General features: G+C 34.4%; 14 protein-coding genes. 10 read left to right on the top strand and 4 right to left on the bottom strand.

What is annotated here, in order from left to right:
• Positions 1-28: 28 nt before the first annotated feature.
• Together QLS31_RS04255 and recG are read right to left on the bottom strand one after the other, a co-directional pair.
• Positions 29-1,087 carry an efflux RND transporter periplasmic adaptor subunit gene (locus tag QLS31_RS04255; RefSeq protein WP_282742835.1) on the bottom strand — a complete coding sequence of 353 codons (1,059 nt, stop codon included), beginning with the start codon at positions 1,085-1,087 and terminating at the stop codon, positions 29-31.
• Positions 1,088-1,381: 294 nt separating this feature from the next.
• On the bottom strand, positions 1,382-3,487 hold the full coding sequence (recG, locus tag QLS31_RS04250; RefSeq protein ID WP_282742833.1) for an ATP-dependent DNA helicase RecG: 2,106 nt from the start codon (positions 3,485-3,487) through the stop codon (positions 1,382-1,384).
• 206 nt (positions 3,488-3,693) lie between these two features.
• Here recG and QLS31_RS04245 point away from each other — a divergent pair, with 206 nt between their 5' ends.
• From QLS31_RS04245 to QLS31_RS04225, 5 genes are all read left to right on the top strand, one after another.
• The gene (locus QLS31_RS04245) at positions 3,694-4,641 is read left to right on the top strand and encodes a hypothetical protein (protein ID WP_121342095.1); all 948 of its coding nucleotides are present in this window, start codon (positions 3,694-3,696) and stop codon (positions 4,639-4,641) included.
• Positions 4,642-4,683: 42 nt separating this feature from the next.
• Positions 4,684-5,229 carry a DUF1697 domain-containing protein gene (locus QLS31_RS04240; RefSeq protein ID WP_282742831.1) on the top strand — a complete coding sequence of 182 codons (546 nt, stop codon included), beginning with the start codon at positions 4,684-4,686 and terminating at the stop codon, positions 5,227-5,229.
• 205 nt (positions 5,230-5,434) lie between these two features.
• The gene (locus QLS31_RS04235) at positions 5,435-5,860 is read left to right on the top strand and encodes a hypothetical protein (RefSeq protein WP_282742829.1); all 426 of its coding nucleotides are present in this window, start codon (positions 5,435-5,437) and stop codon (positions 5,858-5,860) included.
• A 253-nt stretch (positions 5,861-6,113) separates the two neighbouring features.
• Complete coding sequence (locus tag QLS31_RS04230) at positions 6,114-7,598, top strand: aminopeptidase P N-terminal domain-containing protein (RefSeq protein ID WP_282742827.1); 1,485 nt, start codon at positions 6,114-6,116, stop codon at positions 7,596-7,598.
• A 307-nt stretch (positions 7,599-7,905) separates the two neighbouring features.
• Positions 7,906-9,126 (top strand): ATP-binding protein, encoded by a 1,221-nt coding sequence (locus QLS31_RS04225; RefSeq protein WP_282742825.1) that lies wholly within the window; start codon positions 7,906-7,908, stop codon positions 9,124-9,126.
• Positions 9,127-9,145: 19 nt separating this feature from the next.
• Here the strand turns inward: QLS31_RS04225 and QLS31_RS04220 are convergent, their stop codons facing one another.
• Complete coding sequence (locus QLS31_RS04220; protein WP_282742823.1) at positions 9,146-9,883, bottom strand: diphthine--ammonia ligase; 738 nt, start codon at positions 9,881-9,883, stop codon at positions 9,146-9,148.
• Between the two features lie 104 nt (positions 9,884-9,987).
• On the opposite strand from QLS31_RS04220, the gene QLS31_RS04215 reads away from it, so the two are divergent.
• The gene (locus QLS31_RS04215; RefSeq protein ID WP_282742821.1) at positions 9,988-12,051 is read left to right on the top strand and encodes a M1 family metallopeptidase; all 2,064 of its coding nucleotides are present in this window, start codon (positions 9,988-9,990) and stop codon (positions 12,049-12,051) included.
• 100 nt (positions 12,052-12,151) lie between these two features.
• Here QLS31_RS04215 and QLS31_RS04210 read toward each other — a convergent pair whose 3' ends face one another.
• Entirely contained in the window at positions 12,152-12,673 is a 522-nt protein-coding gene (locus QLS31_RS04210; RefSeq protein WP_282742819.1) for a hypothetical protein, read from the bottom strand.
• 130 nt (positions 12,674-12,803) lie between these two features.
• Here QLS31_RS04210 and QLS31_RS04205 point away from each other — a divergent pair, with 130 nt between their 5' ends.
• The 4 genes from QLS31_RS04205 (at position 12,804) to QLS31_RS04190 (ending at position 19,427) form a co-directional block, all read left to right on the top strand.
• Complete coding sequence (locus QLS31_RS04205; RefSeq protein ID WP_282742817.1) at positions 12,804-13,568, top strand: TSUP family transporter; 765 nt, start codon at positions 12,804-12,806, stop codon at positions 13,566-13,568.
• Between the two features lie 536 nt (positions 13,569-14,104).
• The gene (locus QLS31_RS04200) at positions 14,105-14,464 is read left to right on the top strand and encodes a hypothetical protein (protein ID WP_282742815.1); all 360 of its coding nucleotides are present in this window, start codon (positions 14,105-14,107) and stop codon (positions 14,462-14,464) included.
• Between the two features lie 230 nt (positions 14,465-14,694).
• Positions 14,695-16,407: a hypothetical protein gene (locus QLS31_RS04195; protein ID WP_282742813.1), complete on the top strand. Its 1,713-nt coding sequence runs from the start codon at positions 14,695-14,697 to the stop codon at positions 16,405-16,407.
• Between the two features lie 680 nt (positions 16,408-17,087).
• Complete coding sequence (locus tag QLS31_RS04190; RefSeq protein WP_282742811.1) at positions 17,088-19,427, top strand: UvrD-helicase domain-containing protein; 2,340 nt, start codon at positions 17,088-17,090, stop codon at positions 19,425-19,427.
• Positions 19,428-19,433 lie beyond the last annotated feature (6 nt).

Raw genomic sequence — 19,433 nt, 5'->3', positions numbered from 1 at the left:
TGGCTCTGAAGGAATCTAATATCTCAATCTATTTAATTTTAACGGTCACCGGAGTTTCATTTTTTAGAGACATAACACCACTGGTAATAATGGTATCACCCGCTTTCAAACCAGAAAGTACTAAAATAGAAGCATCCGTTCTTGTGGCAGTTTCTATCATCACTTCTTTGGCTTGACCATTGCTAGAGATGAAAACTTTTTTACCATTTTGCACCGGAATAATAGCTTCTGTAGGTACAACGATGGCATCTTTTATGATGTCCAAAGGCAATTCGACATCAGCAAATGTTCCCGGTAATAATTTTCCGTTTTTATTTTCGGCAATCGCACGAACTTGTAATGTTCTGGTCGCAACCGCAACTTCTGGCTCAATAGCATATACTTTAGCGGTATATTTTTCAGTAGAACCCGAAACGGTAAAGGTGATATAGGTATTTGTTTTTACTTGACTGGCGTATTTTTCAGGGATTGAAAAAGTGATTTTTAGTTTTCCGGTATTTACTAGTTTCGCCACCAAAATTGCAGGTGTGATGTAGGTTCCCGGCGAAATAGAACGCAATCCGATTCTTCCTGAGAATGGTGCTCTAACTGATGTTTTTGCAATTTGTGCTTTTATCAACTGACTTTGTGCTTGTGCAGATTTTAAATCGGCTCTGGCCAAATCATATTCTTCCTGACTGATGGCTTCTTTTTGTAATAACAATTTAGCTCTTCTTTCGTTTTCCGAAGCCAATCCTTCTCTGGTAGACGTTTGTCTCAATTGTGCTCTTAATTCTAAATCATTTACTTTAAAAAGTACCTGCCCTTTGCTCACATTGCTTCCTTCCTGAAAATAAATAGCCTCCACAATTCCAGAAACTTCACTACGAATTTCTACTTGTTCATTGGCTTCAATTGAACCCGAAAGGGATAAATTATTGTCAAAAGTTTGTGGGATTGCCACAATTCCGTTAACACTCATGGATTTGCCTTTTCCTTTTTGATCTTTCGAATCGGCATTTTTATTTTTGTTTTCTGTGATTCGGTAGCCAATAAATCCAATGATTCCAATGGTCAACAAGGCATAAACTAGGTATTTGATTTTCATAGGTATAGAGTAATGTAGGATTAGGTTTCAGTAATTTTAGTTAAAAACAAATTTAGGTTTTAGAAATGGCAATTATGATCTTGTTAATTTTTATTTAACGTTTGTACATACAAATATTAACATTTAGAAAATACAAGATTTACAAATGAATGCAAGCAATAACAACCTCTAATTAGTAGAGACTGCTAAAAATGAAAATGGTTTAATCAAGAATTGAAAAAAGAAACCTTTTTTAAGAAAATAAATTTAGTAGCGTAATTTTAAACAGATAAAAAATGCACATCACGTATTGAATTAACTAATATAATTCCAGATATTTTTCTTTTTGGTCATTTCGATAAAAACAGCTCTCAAAGCCGCATGTTCCGGCTTTTGCATGCTCGCATCTTCCTTAAGTAGTTTCAAAGCATAATTTCTAGCTAATGCCAAAGTGTCTCTGTCTCGAACCAAATCGGCAATTTGAAGATTAAGTACGCCGCTTTGTTGGGTTCCCATTAAATCTCCCGGACCACGAAGTTTCAAGTCGACTTCAGCAATTTCGAAACCATCGTTCGTTTGCACCATCGTTTCCATTCGGGTTTTACTGTCAGAACTCAATTTATGGCTCGTCATCAGGATGCAATAACTTTGTTCCGCACCACGACCCACGCGACCGCGAAGCTGATGCAGTTGTGATAATCCAAAACGTTCCGCACTTTCAATAATCATCACACTGGCGTTAGGAACATTCACGCCAACTTCAATTACGGTTGTGGCGACCATAATATTGGTTTTTCCTTCCGAAAAGCGTTTCATTTCGGCATCTTTATCCGCCGGTTTCATCTTTCCGTGAAGTATGGAAATTGAATATTGCGGCAACGGAAAATCTCGGGAAATACTTTCGTAACCGTCCATCAAATCCTTGAAATCCATTTTCTCTGATTCTTGGATTAACGGATAAACTATATAGATTTGGCGTCCCAAAGCGATTTCGTCCCGAAGGAATTTCCAGACCTTCAATCTATTGCTGTCAAAACGATGTACGGTCTGAATCGGTTTTCGTCCCGGAGGTAATTCATCAATTACTGAAATGTCTAAATCGCCATACAAACTCATCGCCAAAGTTCTAGGAATAGGTGTGGCGGTCATCACCAAAACATGTGGGGGAATCACATTTTTCTTCCACAATTTAGAGCGTTGTTCTACCCCAAAACGGTGTTGTTCATCAATCACGGCCAGCCCTAAATTCTTAAATTTTACTTTATCTTCCAATAAAGCATGCGTTCCGATGAGAATGTGTAACGTGCCGTTTTCCAGTTCTTCATGGATAATTCTGCGTTGCGCTATTTTGGTGGAACCCGTTAGGATTCTAATGTTTATATTTAGAGTTTCTGCTAATTCAGATAAACCAACAAAATGCTGATTTGCCAAGATTTCCGTAGGCGCCATCAAGCACGCTTGGAAACCATTATCAAGTGCCAAAAGCATGCTCATAAAAGCCACAATGGTTTTTCCGGAACCTACATCGCCTTGCAGTAATCGGTTCATTTGGGCGTTGCTGCCCATGTCGGTTCGTATTTCCTTGATAACTCTTTTTTGGGCATTGGTCAATTGAAAAGGCAAATGATTCTGATAAAAATCATTGAAATATTCGCCTACGGTTGCAAACGGATGCCCTTTTATTTTATGTTTCCTAATCAGGTTCTTCGTGATTAGTTGCAGTTGAATAAAGAACAATTCTTCGAATATTAATCGGAATTTGGCTTTCGCCAAAACGTCTGCGCTTTTTGGAAAATGAATGTTAAATAAAGCTGTTTTTTTAGGAATTAGCTTCAGTTCGTTGATTAAATAATCCGGTAAGGTTTCCGTAAACAATGCTTGCGTTTCAAGAAACAATTGTTGCATCAGTTTATTAATCACTCGGTTCGAAATTCCGCGATTCGTCAAGGTTTCTGTCGAAGGATAAACGGGTTGCATCGCCGAACGCAGACTTTGTTCGTGTTCGCTCATCAGTTCGATTTCCGGATGCGCCATATTGAACGCATTCCCGAAAGACGTACATTTTCCGAAAATCACACAGATTTCATTCAGCTTTAAACTCTCTCGAATCCATTTGTGGCCTTGAAACCAAACGAGTTCCATTTGGCCCGTATCATCCACAAAAGTAGCGACTAATCGTTTTTGGTTTCGTCCAAATTCAACGGTTTTTATGTTGATGATTTTACCGATAATCTGAACCTCGGCAATGTTGTTTTGCAGTTCGTTAATCTTGTAATACCGCGTTCTGTCAATGTATCTGTTTGGAAAAAAATTAACCAAATCCACGTACTTATAAATTCCCAATTCCTTACGCAGCAATTCGCCCCGATTGGGTCCAACGCCTTTGAGGTATTCAATGGGAGTGAGTAGGAGGTTGCTCATTTAGTTTTTTTTGGACACGGATGAAACGGATTTGCTTCTCTCGACTTCGCTCGAGATGGCAAAACGCAGATTAAAACGGATTTTTAATTCGATGGAGCGAAGATAGTTTTTTGTTTGGAAATTTGGAAATGGGAATGTTTGGAAATAGCGTAGGAAAATATGTATATTTGAAAAAAAAAGAATAAAAATAAAAATTCTAAAATCATATGAAATATAAAATTCAATACTTGTTACTACTTTTAACTATTGTAGGAATAAATTTCAATTTAAATGCCCAATCGCCAAAAATAACTATTGAAAGAACTGTTAATTCTGATAATAGTATTGTTTTGAGTTATAAAAAGGAAGAACCGGGTAGTTATTTTATTTATTTAAATTTTTCAAATGTTACAAATAGCTACGTTTCGAATTATAAAACCGTTATCGATGGTCATTCAGGCAATTTACTTACACTTAAGCCATCAAATAACAAGCAGTCAGTAGGTTATGCATTACAGTATTATGTAATATTTGGTAAACCTAATCCAAAAGTCGACAGCTTGTTTCATTATGTTTTACCTTTTAAGAAAGGGAAAAAACATAATATTATTGAAGCTTCAAATTTAGGTGAAAAATATTTTGACCAAGTAAAACCTAAAAATTGGAAATCTTATGTAATCAATTCTACAACGCCAGATACAATTTGTAGTATGAGAAAAGGAATTGTCGTTAAAATTGATAATCAATATCAAAATTCTTCACGAGATATGATTTATACGAGCAAAAGAAATTCTATAACTGTAGAACATTCAGATGGAACAATAGCGATGTACAATGGATTTAAAAAAAATCTAATATTTGTAAAATTAGGTCAAACTGTCTATCCACAAACTGAATTAGGAGTAATAGATGAGTTTAATTCAAATGTTTACAGAGCAGATATTTCTATAGCTTTTTTATCTGATAAAAGTTTCAACTCTATTACTATGCAATCTTTGCAGAATTACAAAAGCAAGTATGAATTTGTAACTCCATATTTTGTAACTGAAAAGGGTGTAGAAAAATTAGTTTCCAATACAGAATATACGTCTGTTTGTAATGAAATAGTATTTTCAGAGGAATTAAGTCGATCCGAAAAGAAAAAATATCTTAAAGATCCAGCTTTATTTAAATAAAAACAAAAACATACTACCTTCGCAAAATAAAAAGCTTAAAAAATGACAACTCATCTCGCATTGCTTCGTGGTATTAATGTTTCCGGTCACAACATGATAAAAATGGAGGCGCTAAAAACGACTTTGGAAGCCATTGGTTTTCAAAATGTGCTAACATATATTCAATCGGGAAATGTTTTTGTGGATACGGAGGAAGATAGCCCTACGAAAGTTGGTTTTCTAATCAAGCAGGAAATTTTCAAGGTTTTTGGTCATGAAGTGCCTATTGTGGTAATTGCCAAAGAAGACTTGGAAGCGTGTTTCAAGAACAATCCTTTTTTGAAGGAAAAAGATATTGATATTAAAAAGTTATACGTGGCTTTTATTTCTACGACCTTGCAAAGTACCAGTATCAATGATTTGAAAATTAGCCAATTCAAACCGGATGAAGCCAGTATTGACGGTAGCAGAATTTTTATTAAATACGCTGTTGGAGCCGGAAAAACTAGATTTGACCAAAAATACATCGAGAAAAAATTGAATGTTACCGCAACAATCCGCAATTGGAATACGGTGACGCAGCTACTGAAACTCTACGAGGAAAGATAAATAAGGACTTCACAAGTAATAAAATAAGCCACAGATTCTCCGATTTTTTTAAATCAGTTAATCTGTGGCTATTTATTTATAGGCAACCGAGAACCTATAAATAGTATCGTTTTATGCATTTTTTTACTTTAGAAAAAAATAATTATAATTTGACGCAACCTTTTGCAAGAAGTAGCATCTAAAGAATATCTGTAAAATCTGATACATGAAAAAACAAATCATTCTTGTTGCTTTCCTTGCTATTTTTTGCTCCTGTTCAAAGGATGAAGCTGAAGCAATTGTTACTACGGATTTTTACGGAAAATGGACTTTGGTTGCGATGACAGGTTCTTTTCAAAATTCTGGAACTACAGGTGCAGCAATGGAATGGCAAGAATATTATTTGTTCAACACCAACGGAACTTTTACAAAATCCAGAGAAAGAAATGGGGTAACAACAACACTTTCCGGAACCTACACGACTACCACTCAATCAGACGGAATATTTTTTGAATTAACATATCCCAATGACAGCGAAATTATAGGAAGCTGTTACGGAAATCAAAAAGAAGGATTGTATTTAACGGACAATAATTCCTTGTCCAGCACTTGGAGTTATTGCGATGGTCCCGGATTAAAGTATAAAAAGTAAATTATAAGTGCTTATTAAAAAACATTTTTCATAAAATTTAGTTTTGGTTAATTTTAGAATGATGAAGCACTTTTGCTAAAGAGTACTCAGAAGTTGAAAAACTTTTGGTGCTCTTTTTCTATTTTTAAACGAATAAAAGAAAGGGAGTTTCAATAAAAATAGTAATTGGTACGCACAAAAAAATTATATTTACCTATTAATTAATTCATCCAAAACCTCGCTTTATTTTGCAAAACTCTAATATTTTAATGCTATGAATTTAAAACTTTCTTTTGTTTTTACAGTTCTTTTTGTTTGTGCAGCATTAGCACAAAACGGAAATCCAACCGATTATTTGTCGGCTCAATTCCATAAAGAGCGTAGAGAAGCTTTGCGTGCTAAAATGCCTCAGAATAGTGTGGCGGTATTTTTTGGTAATCCTATTAGGAACCGAGCCAATGATGTGGATTTTATCTACCATCAAGATCCTGATTTTTATTATTTAACAGGATATAAAGAGCCGAATTCAGTTCTGGTAATTTTTTCGAACAATCAAACTAATAAAGATGGAAGGTCATTCAATGAGTTATTGTATGTTCAGGAAAAAAATCCAAGAGCGGAGCAATGGACAGGAGTGCGTTTAGGAACGGAGGGTGCCAAAAAAGAGTTGGGTTTTGAAAATGCTTTCAATGGAGCAGCGTTTTTAAATTCGGGGATTGATTACGCCAGTTTTGACACTGTTTTCTTTAAGGAATTTGAAGAAGACACTCGAAATTCGAAAAATGAAAAAGCCGATTTATACAAGTTAATTGGCGCCTTTAAATCCCAAATTGGCTACAATGAAAAAGTAAAATCTCAAATGGATTCGAATGTGCAAAACGAAATTAATGCTAAAAAAAGCATCACTTCAAAAAAAGCCACTATAAATACCAAATCGATTTTGACTTATATGGCGAGTTTGCGTGAGAAAAAATCCAAAGAAGAGTTGGTTTTGTTGACAAAAGCCGTGCGAATTTCGGCAATGGGACAACGCGAAATTATGAAAGCGATGCATCCAGGAATGTCTGAAACGGAAATACAGGGAATTCACGAATTTGTTTATAAAAAGTACGGCAGCGAGTTTGAAGGTTATCCGTCAATCGTAGGCGCTGGAAACAACGGTTGTGTGTTGCATTATATTGAAAACAGCAAAATGAAAGTCGAAAATGATTTGGTTTTGATGGATTTAGGTGCTGAATATCATGGATATACTGCCGATGTAACTCGAACGATTCCTGCTAACGGAAAATTTTCTACTGAGCAAAAGCTGATTTATGATTTAGTATATGATGCTCAAGAAGCGGGAATTGCTGCTGCTAAAATTAGTAATAATTTTAATGCACCAGATGCTGCGGCACGCAAAATAATCAGTGCCGGTTTAGTGAAACTAGGAATTGTTAAAACGGAACAAGAATCCCGTAAATATTTTCCGCACGGAACTTCGCATCACATTGGGTTAGATGTTCACGATCCGGGCTTGTACAATGCTTTTGAAGCAGATATGGTCGTTACTGTAGAACCAGGAATTTACATTCCTATCGGTAGTGATTGTGATAAAAAATGGTGGGGAATTGCGGTGCGAATTGAAGATGATATTTTGATTACTACAAATGGACCCGTAAATTTATCTGGAGAAGCACCTAGAAAATCAAATGAAATTGAAGCACTTATGAATGAAAAAAGTGTTTTGGATACTTTCGCTGTACCAAATTTAGATTAATTAATTCATTTTTAAGTAATTAGATTGATTTCTTGTTGCTTTTTACTATTTAATAGCGATAGATTTGAATACGTAAGGAACCGTTCTAAGTTAATAAACACAAATTAACTTAGAACGGTTCTTTCTTTTTGTATTAAAATTTATATAAAAAGAATGCTTATCGAAAGTAAAGCTTAAGAAAATAAATACTTTTGCAAACGTTTTACTATTTGTATATTAATGATGAGCGAATAAGTGCTACTAAAAATATTTAAGATGGTATTATACAAAGCATTCCAAAAATAAAGCATAAAAAAATACCACAAAAATGATTGTACCAGAAAAGTATATCCAAGAAGAAGAAAGAATTAAATTATTGGAATCCTATTCTATTCTAGATACCCTTCCAGAAGCAGACTATGATAATTTGACCTTGATAGCATCGCAAATATGTGGAACTCCAATAGCTCTTATCACTTTTGTTGATGAAGAACGCCAATGGTTTAAATCGCATGCAGGATTAGATATTTCAGAAACTCCAAGAGATTATTCTTTTTGTGCGTATGCAATCAATGACCCCAAAAATGTTTTCATTATTCCGGATGCAAGAAATGATATTCGTTTTCATGATAATCCAATAGTTGCCGGCCAACCCAACGTGATTTTTTATGCCGGTGTACCTTTGACAAATGAAGATGGATTTCCACTTGGAACCATATGTGTAATTGATCACAAGCCAAAAATTTTGACTCCTGCTCAAATTGGTTCGTTAAAAGCACTTTCTGAACAGACGATGAAATTATTGGAACTGAGGTTGAATAAATTGCAATTAGAAAAAACAATGGAAGCCTTGGGAAAAAAGAATCTGGAACTGGAACGATTTGCTTACATCGCAGCGCATGATTTAAAATCTCCTTTGGCTAATATATCTGGGCTGACTGATTTTTTTATTGATAATTACAACGAAACAATTGATGAGGATGGAAAAGAAATTATTAATTTAATTAAAAGTTCTTCGGCTAAGTTAAGAGAGATGATTGACAGCTTGTTAGAGTACAGCAAGTCAAATGTGATAGAGAAAGAAAACAATAGTGAAGTAGAAATTGCTGTTTTAGAAAAAGAACTTTCGAATCTTTTTATTTTCAAAAACAACTGTTCTATTACTTTCAAATCGAATGTAAGCTCTGTGTACACCAATAAAACTGCGATTGAGCAAATATTGATTAATCTCGTTACAAATGCTATAAAGTATAACGATAAAGAAAATATTGAGATTGAAATTGAAATAATTGAAGAAAATGACTTTTATAAAATTGCCGTTAGCGATAACGGACCGGGAATTTTAAAAGAATATCATAAAGTTATTTTTGAAATATTTGAAGTAGTTTCAACAGTTGATCGATACGGTGTAAAAGGAAACGGAATAGGCTTAGCTACGGTAAAAAAGATAGTGGAAGCTTTAGACGGTACTATCGATATTGAGTCTGAAATGGGAAAAGGATCAAAATTTAAATTCACATTAGGTCGCGAAAAAGAACTAGTCGTCTAGGTTTTTCTATTTAGAGAAACTATTTTGATACTAAATCACAATACCAAAATCCAAAATCAAATGCATCAGAAGCACTGGTATCGCAAGCGGTATCTGAGGAATCTTCTTTTTCCGGTTTTTCGTATTTTCGGTACGCGATTTCTCCAATTTCAAAATCAATTGGTTTCGAAAAAATAGGACCATCAAATGTGAAGGTATGGAATTCACCGTTTTCGCCACAAACATCTACATTTTCAGGTAAATCGTTGATGAAATCTTGGTCAATCACGCGACCAACAAAGCTTTTATCCAAGAATCGTTCGTTGACACAAACCACAATTGTTTTAAATCCTAAACTGATAAATTCTTGAATGAGTTCGTGAGTTGGGATTTTCCAAAGCGGGAAAATACCTTTAAATCCTATTTCGGCTAATTTGTCTTCGCGGTATTTACGCAAATCTTCCAGAAAAATATCCCCAAAAATAGAATGGGTTATGCCTTGGTTTTTTAGTGTAGTCAATGTTTCGCGCATCACATTTTCGTAAACTTCCATGGTGGGCATTTCGGGAATTTGCATGATTTCAAGCGGTAATCCAATGCTTTCAGCTTGTTGTTGCAATAATTCAACTCTAACACCATGCATAGAAATACGCTGGTATTGTTGGTTTACGCTGGTCAGCAAACAGGCAATTTCGATTTCAGGACTTTGTAGTGTTTTATATAAGGCCAGCGCAGAATCTTTTCCGCTGCTCCAATTAAATAAGGCTTTCGTTTTCAATGTAATTTTCTTGTAATTTTCTGGAGGTAAACTTACAAAATTAGTCGGATTAGTTTGGGAAACCTTTGTAACTTTGGAAATCTCAGTTTTAACCTTTGAAATTCATGAAATACCTTTTTCTCTTAATATCTGCCATCACTTTTGCGCAACAAAGTAAATCTGTCGATTTTAAATCGGTTGGTGGACAGATAACAATTAATTCTAAGGCTAAATCTGTTAGCGGTGCAGTCAGCTATTGGTTTAATGTTTTAAAAGAAACAGATACTATTAAAATTGACGGGCAAAATATGGATTTTTCTGATGCAGAATTAAATCAAAAAAAAATTCAATTTATTACAAATGGAAAGCAAATTCTATTGATTTCACATTTCAAAAAAGGAAAAAATAATGTTAGTTTTAATTATGTTGCCAAACCAAAGCAAGCCTTGTATTTTGTTGGTTCTGAAGAAAAAGATAATGTGCAAATATGGACGCAAGGACAAGGAAAAAACACTAGCAATTGGCTGCCAAGTTTTGATGATGTCAATGAGAAAATGATTTTTAGTTTGGAAATAGTAGTTGATTCAAAATACCAAGTAATTTCTAACGGAATTTTAAAAAGTAAGGTTAATAATGATTCAATGACCTATTGGAGATTCAACATGCAAAAACCAATGAGTTCTTATTTACTCATGCTTGCCATCGGGAAATTTGAAAAACAAATACAGCAATCAAATTCGGGAATTCCTTTAGAAATGTATTTGGAACCAAAAGACGCAACTAAATTTGAACCAACCTATCGTGATTCTAAAATAATGTTTGATTTTTTAGAAAAGGAAATAGGAGTAAAGTATCCTTGGGAAATTTATAAACAAGCGCCTGTCAGAGATTTCTTGTATGCCGGAATGGAAAATGCATCAGCAACACTTTTCAACACGCGTTATGTGGTCGATTCTACAGGTTTTGAGGATAGAAGTTACACGAATGTTAATGCACATGAATTAGCACATCAATGGTTTGGGAATTTAGTCACTGCCGAAAGTGGAAAACACCATTGGTTACAGGAAGGTTTCGCAACCTATTACGCGTTGCTGGTCGAAAAGGAAATCTATGGTGAAGATTATTTCTATTCCAAATTATATGAGTCGGCGCAACAATTGAAATTTGCTTCCCGAACGGACACCATTCCTGTTTTGAATGCCAAAGCCAGTACATTGACTTTTTATCAAAAAGGAGCTTGGGCACTTTTTGTTTTACAAAAAGAAATAGGAGATAAGGCCTTTAAAAAAGCGGTATCAAACTATTTGAAAAAGCATGCTTTTAAGAGTGTGAATACACCAGATTTCTTTGCTGAAATCAAAAAAGTATCAAGATATGATTTGGATAATTTTAGTAAAGTATGGCTTGAAAATACCGTTTTCAATACACAACAAGCCAATAGTTTATTGCTTAAAAATAAAGATATTCAGATACTGTTTGAAGTTGATAAGTTAAAAAACAAACCGTTGTCAGAGAAAAGAGATTTTCTAAAAAAAACAATGCAATCTGACGTTTGTTTTTCGGTAAAAGAAGCGATTCTGAATCAATTGAAAAATGAAAATTGGGAAGATAAAAAGAGTTTTTTTATTTTAGCTTTAGAAACTAAAAATATGCAATTGCGCCAATCGGTTGCTGCATCATTGAATGAAATTCCGGAGAGTTTCAGAACGCAATATGAAACTTTATTACAGGATAAATCATATCAAACACAAGAAATTGCGCTGTATAATTTATGGCATAATTTTCCGGTGCAACGCATTCAGTATTTGGATAAATCAAAAACCTGGATAGGTTTCAATGATTATAATTTAAGGACATTATGGCTCACACTCGCTTTGTCAACACCCAATTATGCTGAAGAAAAAGGTGCCCTCATAAACGAATTAATACAGTATTCGTCAATCAATTACGAAGCGAATACAAGACAAAATGCTTTGGATAAATTACTTTCTTTCAAAATAATAAATGATGTTGTTTTGGAGAATTTGGTCAACTCAACCACGCATCACATGTGGCATTTCTCGAAATTTGGAAGAGATAACATTAGAAAATTATTAAAAAATTCGGAAATGAGAGCTTCATTGGAAAGAATTGTTCCTGATTTAAATGAAGCGGAACGGTTTCAATTGAACCGGTTGTTGAAAGAATAAGTCAGAATCAACAGGGATTTAAAACATAAATTCACTAATTTCAAACGATTATTGATATTGAAATTAGTGAATTTGATTATGTTCATTGTTTTAGAATGTTTTACCACAATTGACCCACTTCATTTTTAATGTAGGCTAATGCAGCATTGCTAGGTGATTGTTTTTCCATCAAATCACTTATAACAACTTCACGCAATTTATCGGCATTGTCTACATGTTCACTCATATTCGCTTTTCTAATCATTTGTATTGTAGCATTTTTTGCAGTTACAATGATAGTCCAACATTCATCTGACATGTAAATTTGTTGGGTTAAATTGTGCTCAAATTCTTGTTCGATTTGTGAAATTATCAGATTTTCGTAATCGTTTTTATCGTTGGAAATTGGAGCAATCCGAATTAATAATTTAGTTGGATTAATGCGTTCCATGTATAATGACATGCGCTCATAGGCTTGTAAACGCAGTGGTAAAGCATTTTTTTGTGCTTCTTTTTGTAATAACCAACGTCTAGTATTTTGTTGGTCTTTAAAATAAGAGTTGAACAAGTAATAAGCAACTCCACCGGTAATTAGTGAGGGTATTGTGTACGCCAGAATTTCTATGATTTTTGTTGAATCCATTTTGATTTAAAATTTAAATAACAAAAATATACTTTTTTGAAGACAAAACAATTTCTATTTAATAGCAATACATCAATACGAATACTATTTTTGTCCCTTGTAACTACACTATTTAAAATCGAATACCGTAATGGAAACTTATATTCTAGTTTTACTTTGTTTAGCGGCCTTTGCGGCAGGATTTATTGACGCAATTGTTGGTGGTGGCGGATTGATACAAACTCCCATGGGTTTGATTTTATTGCCTAATCTTCCTGTTTCAACTGTAATTGGCACGCTAAAAGTTCCTGCTTTTAGTGGAACATCGTTTGCAGCATATCAGTATCTTAAAAAAGTAGATATGAACTGGAAATTGCTGGCTATTATGATGCTTTTGGCATTTCCTTCGGCATTTTTAGGCTCTACTTTATTGACGTATGTGAGCAATGATTTCATGAAACCATTATTGCTGGTTGTTCTTTCTTTTTTAGTGATTTATACCTACGCCAAGAAAAATTTTGGGCAACATATTGAAAAGAATCATTCTTCGAGAACCCAAATTTGGAATGCTATTGGAATCAGTTTCATAGTTGGTTTATACGATGGATTTATTGGTCCGGGAACCGGAAGTTTTTTGGTAGTTGCTTTTATAGCCATTATGGGATTCGATTTTTTACATGCTTCCGCAAATGCTAAAATGGTGAATTTGTCGACTAATTTTGGTTCCATTTGTCTTTTTATTTTAAAAGGTAAAATAATTTGGGTAGTTGCATTGCCTATGGCTGCCAGTAATGCTCTTGGCGGTTGGATTGGCGCCAAACTGGCCATCAATAAAGGAAATAGTTTTATCCGAATTTTCTTTTTGGTAGTGGTAGTCGGGACTTTAATCCGTTTTGCGTACGATGTGTTTTTTTAATAATATCAACCGAATCCTTTTGGCGTAACCCCTATTAGAAAAAAGGGCTAATCCTTGGTACCGCCTATATGCCCTTTTTCCTAGCGGCGGTCAGGCTATCCGCGCTACTTTGATAGCTAGCTTCTATCCTTTACGCATACACAACAGCTTTACGAAAAGCGAGGGAATTTATTATTTTTAAGATTATTAAGAATCAAACCAATTCCATTGTCTTTTGACTATTTATAAGTTTTTTTTACAGCAACGACTGAACGGACTTAACGGAAACCCCGAAGCGCAAATCGCGAGTTTCTTTCTTTTTATATTTATATTAGAAGAATTCACTTTACTTTTACATTCAAAAAAAGGCTAAGTTATAAAAACATAAAGCGAAACAAACCTTCTCAAATAGATCTTAATTTGGGTGTATAAACGAAGGTTTGTTTCGTGCATATGGAATTTAGCAGAAACGTAGCCAAAAAAGAAATATTTTTGAAATCAATTAAATTTAAATGAAGAAGTTATTATTACTATTAGTTATGTTAGTTCCAGTGAGCATGAGTGCTCAGGTAAAAAAATACACATTTATCGGAACATCAATGATCAATGGAGATTCAGTAATTGAGTCTACTAAAAAATACAAGACGACGGTGACAATCTATAATGTAGGAAAAAAAACTTCAGCAACTGTGGTTTTTCAAAGCGGAGAAGTATATAGATATGAAGAGTATATACCAAAAGAAATTGGAAGCGAACCCCATAGAGGAAAGTTTACGCTATACTATTTTAATGATACAGAAACAGAAGAAAAAATTGGATTAATGATTTATGATGACATACTACATTGGGGAGGAGCAATAATTTATGAAAATGAAGATACATTGCATCTTTATAAAACATTAGTAAGATCATACTAAATATAAAAAAATTCTTTGAAATTAGAGTAATTCCAATAAACACAAGAAAAAAAATAAAAATTTGATGATTTAGGCAACGAAAGTTGAGCCACGAGAGAACCCAAAAGCGAGGGCGAGGGCGACGAAGCGCGAGTTTCTTTATTTTTGATATTTAAATTAGAAGAATTTACATTATTTTATAAGTAAAAAAAGCTAAGTTATATAAAACTAAAGCGAAAAAAAACGACATAATGCCGACAATCCAAGAATTACGAGCCAAGGCTGATGAGCTAAAAAAGAAAGAAGAATTTGAAAATGCACTTCCTTTATTTCGTGAAATATGGGAAAGGGAAAAGAGTGACTGGAATGGTTATTATCTAGCTCAATGCTTACGAAAGATAAGTAAATATTCTGAAGCAAGAGAATTACACATTTATATCAAGACAAATTATCCTAACTTTAAACCAATACAAAACGAAGAACTTTGGTTGGACTATAGTGATAAAATTAAGGACTGGAAAAATCTAAATCTTCTGAGTGATGCTGAAAATCTTTTGTCGAGAACTAATAAGTATGATAAATACACAGGAAGTATTTTTAATAAAACAGTATTGACTGTTGTAAAATACTTGGTTTCTAAAAACTCCAATTCAATAGCCTTAACTTGGCTCGACAAATTGGACTTTAGTGTTTTAAGTAATTCTCCTTTTTCATTCCAATATCAAAAATATGCTTCCGACCAAAAAGTATTTTTTGTTCGTTATGCTGACGTTTTAGTGAAATTAGATAAGCATATTAAATACATTGAAAGTTGCTTGATGTGTCTGAGAATTGAAGGAATAAAACAAACACAATTCAAAAATTACATTATTGAAACAATCTCTTATCAAGATTATAACGGCAACCCTAAAGTAACTCGTTTACGCCTTGCTCTGTACTTGAAATATTTTAAAGAAGAGATTCACAACAGGACAAAGAATGCTTTTACAAAAAATTACAATTCCAAGAAAATTACACTTGTTAGTGACCTTAGTGACTTTGAGTTTTGTCCAGTTAGTTTTGCCATAAATGAAACCTATGCGGTTTCTTCTAATGCAACTTGGGAAAAAGATGAATGGCTTGGAGAGAAAAAACATTTGATTGACAGGTATAACGATTTTCAGAGAACAAAAAATATTGCAGAAACTTTCAAAGACAGCTTAATTGAAATAAATGTTACCGTAAAAAACGACTTTAATGAAATTTTAAATGCAAAGCTTATCATCAACAACTTTGACGGCTTAAACAATAGCTTTTATTCAAATCCAACAGATACGGTTAGGGGGAACCCTGACTATGTATTTGAAAACACAAGTGGTAAACGTTTCGCAGTAGTTGAAAAGTTTACCAAACGGACATCAGAAGGGATTTCTACAGCATTTAATAACGACCTGATAAAATTGTATGGCTATATTTTTGAATTAACTTCATTGAATATCGATTTTGGCTACTTAATTTATTGGTATTGGCAACTGGAAGATATAGGAGAATTTAATAGCAAAAAGAAAATTAGAATTAGAACTTATCGCATTTTCAAAGTTGATAAAACAAACGAAAATAAATCTAAACTGGCGGCATCTTTAAACAGAGTAAATGAATTTAAACGAACAAGCAAATTTGAAATAGATGGTGACAGAATTTCACATCCTAACAAGTGTCTAAATTGTAGTGCAGTGAGTTACTGTCATCACAAAACAGGTAAATTCAATACAATTAAATTGCCGTATGACGTATCGGAAATAACCTTAAATGGACAACCAAGCGTAAATTTTCAAACACCCACAACAAACGACAAAAGTGAAACAGATGACGATTATTTGGAAAATGCAATACTGCCGTTTACAACTGCCACAATTGATTATGGCAATTGGACTAAGTTAAAAAAGGTTTTGTCTTTGAAATATTTTAGCAAATCCAAAAATTAAGGATTAAATATAAAGTGACCTTAATAAAAAAATAGATTGACTTTTTCTGTTTGTTTAAATTTTAGTTTCCCTACTCATCAAAGTGTTCATTGCTAATTACTAAGCGAAGTCTCCCGACTTTACCACGCAAGCCGAGCAAATGATACAAATCTACAATCAAAGTCATTGCGAGGAACGAAGCAAACTCATTAACAAAAGCAAAATCAGTAGATTATTGGAAGGGATATACTAAATGCGATTGCTTCGTTCCTCGCAAGGACTTAACGAATATCATTCATTGTTCAGATAAATAATTAGAAAGTAGCAAACTCACTAACAAAATCAAGCCCAATAGATTATTGGAATGGACATACTAATTGGGATTGCTTTCGCCACGGCGAACACGTTGTTTCTAGTAAGTACTTGCAAAGAATCATTATCAGTTTCGGCAAATAAAACAATCTGGGTTTGCAGGGTCTTGCGTGAGGGATAGAAATAAGCTACCGAAGTAGCATGGATAGCCCGACCGCAATAGGGAAAGGGGCGAATAGCGACAATGAAAAATAGCCCCTTTTTTCTATTGTGGTCACGCCCAAGTGATAGCCCCAAAACGGATTGGTTATAATTTTGTAAAATGGCCAATTGGGGTCGCTAATTCATTCTTAAATTCTTATTTTTGCATAATAAATTTAAATTTCTCCATGCATAAATATATCGATCAACTCAACGAAGCCCAACGTGAACCTGTTCTTCAAAAAGACGGGCCAATGATTATCATTGCTGGTGCGGGCTCTGGGAAAACGCGTGTGTTGACTATTAGAATCGCTTATTTGATGAATCAGGGCGTTGATGCCTTTAATATTTTGTCGCTTACGTTTACCAACAAAGCGGCACGGGAAATGAAAACCCGAATCTCCCAAATTGTAGGAGCAAGTGAGGCAAAAAATCTTTGGATGGGAACATTTCACTCGGTTTTTGCCAGAATTTTACGTTCCGAAGCGGATCATTTGGGATATCCTTCGAATTTTACGATTTATGACTCCCAAGATTCATTGCGTTGTATTTCCGGGATTATCAAAGAAATGCAATTGGACAGGGATGTGTATAAACCCAAACAGGTTTTAAGCAGAATCTCCAGTTATAAAAATAGCTTGATTACGGTAAAAGCCTATTTCAATAATCCCGAATTACAAGAAGCGGATGCAATGGCTAAAAAGCCAAGATTAGGAGAAATTTATCAAAATTATGTAGATAAATGCTTCAAATCCGGCGCGATGGATTTTGATGATTTATTATTGAAAACCAATGAATTATTGACCCGTTTTCCAGAAGTTTTAGCCAAATATCAAAACCGTTTTCGTTATATATTGGTGGATGAGTACCAAGATACGAACCACTCTCAATATTTAATTGTTCGTGCTTTATCAGATAAATTCCAGAATATTTGTGTGGTGGGTGATGATGCGCAAAGTATTTATGCGTTTCGTGGTGCGAATATCAACAACATTTTGAATTTCCAAAAAGATTATGAAGGTGTGAAAACCTTTAGATTGGAACAAAATTACCGTTCGACAAAAAACATAGTGGAAGCCGCAAATACTATTATCGATAAGAATAAGGTAAAGTTGGATAAAATAGTTTGGACTGCCAATGATTTTGGTCCAAAAATAAAAGTGCACCGCAGCATGACTGATGCCGAAGAAGGGCGTTTTGTAGCCAGTACTATTTTCGAACAAAAAATGCAAAACCAGCTTAGTAATGGCTCTTTTGCAATTTTGTATCGTACCAATGCGCAATCCCGTGCGATGGAAGATGCCCTTAGAAAAAGAGATATTCCGTATCGAATTTATGGTGGTTTGTCTTTTTATCAAAGGAAAGAAATCAAGGATGTATTGTGTTACTTGCGGTTGGTTATCAATCCAAAAGATGAAGAAGCTTTGGTTCGCGTAATCAATTATCCGGCTCGAGGAATTGGAGATACAACTGTTGAAAAGCTTACGATTGCCGCCAATCACTACAAACGTTCCATCTGGGAAGTGATGCAGAATATTGATAAAATTGACTTGAAACTGAATTCGGGAACCAAGCAAAAGCTACAGGATTTTGTAACGATGATTCAGAGTTTTCAGGTTATTGATCAAAATCAAGATGCGTTTTATATCACCGATCACGTTGCCAAAAAAACAGGATTGGTTCAAGAATTAAAGAAAGATGCCACTCCGGAAGGAATGGCCAAAATCCAGAATATAGAGGAATTATTAAACGGTATCAAAGATTTCACCGAAGGGCAAAAAGAAATCGATGGTACTCGTGGCGCCTTGTCTGAGTTTATGGAAGATGTGGCTTTGGCAACAGATTTAGACAAAGATACCAGCGATGAAGATCGTGTGGCTTTGATGACAATTCACTTGGCAAAAGGATTGGAATTTCCTCATGTTTTTGTAGTAGGAATGGAAGAAGATTTGTTCCCGAGTGCAATGAGTATGAGTACAAGAAGTGAACTCGAAGAAGAACGTCGTTTGTTCTATGTGGCTTTGACTCGTGCGGAGCATCAGGCGTATTTGACGTATGCACAATCTCGTTATCGTTGGGGGAAATTAACTGATAGTGAACCATCTCGATTTGTTGAGGAAATTGATGCACAGTATTTAGAATATCTAACTCCGGCTGAATCAAATTATAGGTATAAACCAATGATTGACAGTGATATTTTTGGAGATGTAGATAAATCCAAATTGCGTCTGGCAAAACCAGCCAACGGAACTCCACCAGTCAAATATAGTAATGATAGTGAACCCAAATCGGATATAAATATTCGTAAATTGAAACCTGTATCCAATACTGCAACTTCAAGCGGTAGTGCAAATTTGTTTGATAATAAATTAGTTGCCGGAAATATTGTAATGCACGAACGTTTTGGTAAAGGCGAAGTTTTAAACCTGGAAGGAGTGGGAGCAGATAAAAAAGCCGAAATCAAATTTGAGGTTGGTGGTATAAAGAAATTATTGTTACGCTTTGCGAAACTGGATATTATTGGATAGTACCAA

Source organism: Flavobacterium sp. XS2P24 (assembly GCF_030010285.1).
GTDB classification, from domain to species: domain Bacteria; phylum Bacteroidota; class Bacteroidia; order Flavobacteriales; family Flavobacteriaceae; genus Flavobacterium; species Flavobacterium algoritolerans.
The sequence above is the reverse complement of the archived record's forward strand: the minus strand, read 5'-3'. Positions and strand labels throughout refer to the sequence as shown.

Bases quoted from the DNA above. Each gene is read 5' to 3' on its own strand.
- QLS31_RS04255 (WP_282742835.1), bottom strand. From the start codon at position 1,087: ATGAAAATCAAATACCTAGTTTATGCCTTGTTGACCATTGGAATCATT.
- recG (WP_282742833.1), bottom strand. From the start codon at position 3,487: ATGAGCAACCTCCTACTCACTCCCATTGAATACCTCAAAGGCGTTGGA.
- QLS31_RS04245 (WP_121342095.1), top strand. From the start codon at position 3,694: ATGAAATATAAAATTCAATACTTGTTACTACTTTTAACTATTGTAGGA.
- QLS31_RS04240 (WP_282742831.1), top strand. From the start codon at position 4,684: ATGACAACTCATCTCGCATTGCTTCGTGGTATTAATGTTTCCGGTCAC.
- QLS31_RS04235 (WP_282742829.1), top strand. From the start codon at position 5,435: ATGAAAAAACAAATCATTCTTGTTGCTTTCCTTGCTATTTTTTGCTCC.
- QLS31_RS04230 (WP_282742827.1), top strand. From the start codon at position 6,114: ATGAATTTAAAACTTTCTTTTGTTTTTACAGTTCTTTTTGTTTGTGCA.
- QLS31_RS04225 (WP_282742825.1), top strand. From the start codon at position 7,906: ATGATTGTACCAGAAAAGTATATCCAAGAAGAAGAAAGAATTAAATTA.
- QLS31_RS04215 (WP_282742821.1), top strand. From the start codon at position 9,988: ATGAAATACCTTTTTCTCTTAATATCTGCCATCACTTTTGCGCAACAA.
- QLS31_RS04210 (WP_282742819.1), bottom strand. From the start codon at position 12,673: ATGGATTCAACAAAAATCATAGAAATTCTGGCGTACACAATACCCTCA.
- QLS31_RS04205 (WP_282742817.1), top strand. From the start codon at position 12,804: ATGGAAACTTATATTCTAGTTTTACTTTGTTTAGCGGCCTTTGCGGCA.
- QLS31_RS04200 (WP_282742815.1), top strand. From the start codon at position 14,105: ATGAGTGCTCAGGTAAAAAAATACACATTTATCGGAACATCAATGATC.
- QLS31_RS04195 (WP_282742813.1), top strand. From the start codon at position 14,695: ATGCCGACAATCCAAGAATTACGAGCCAAGGCTGATGAGCTAAAAAAG.
- QLS31_RS04190 (WP_282742811.1), top strand. From the start codon at position 17,088: ATGCATAAATATATCGATCAACTCAACGAAGCCCAACGTGAACCTGTT.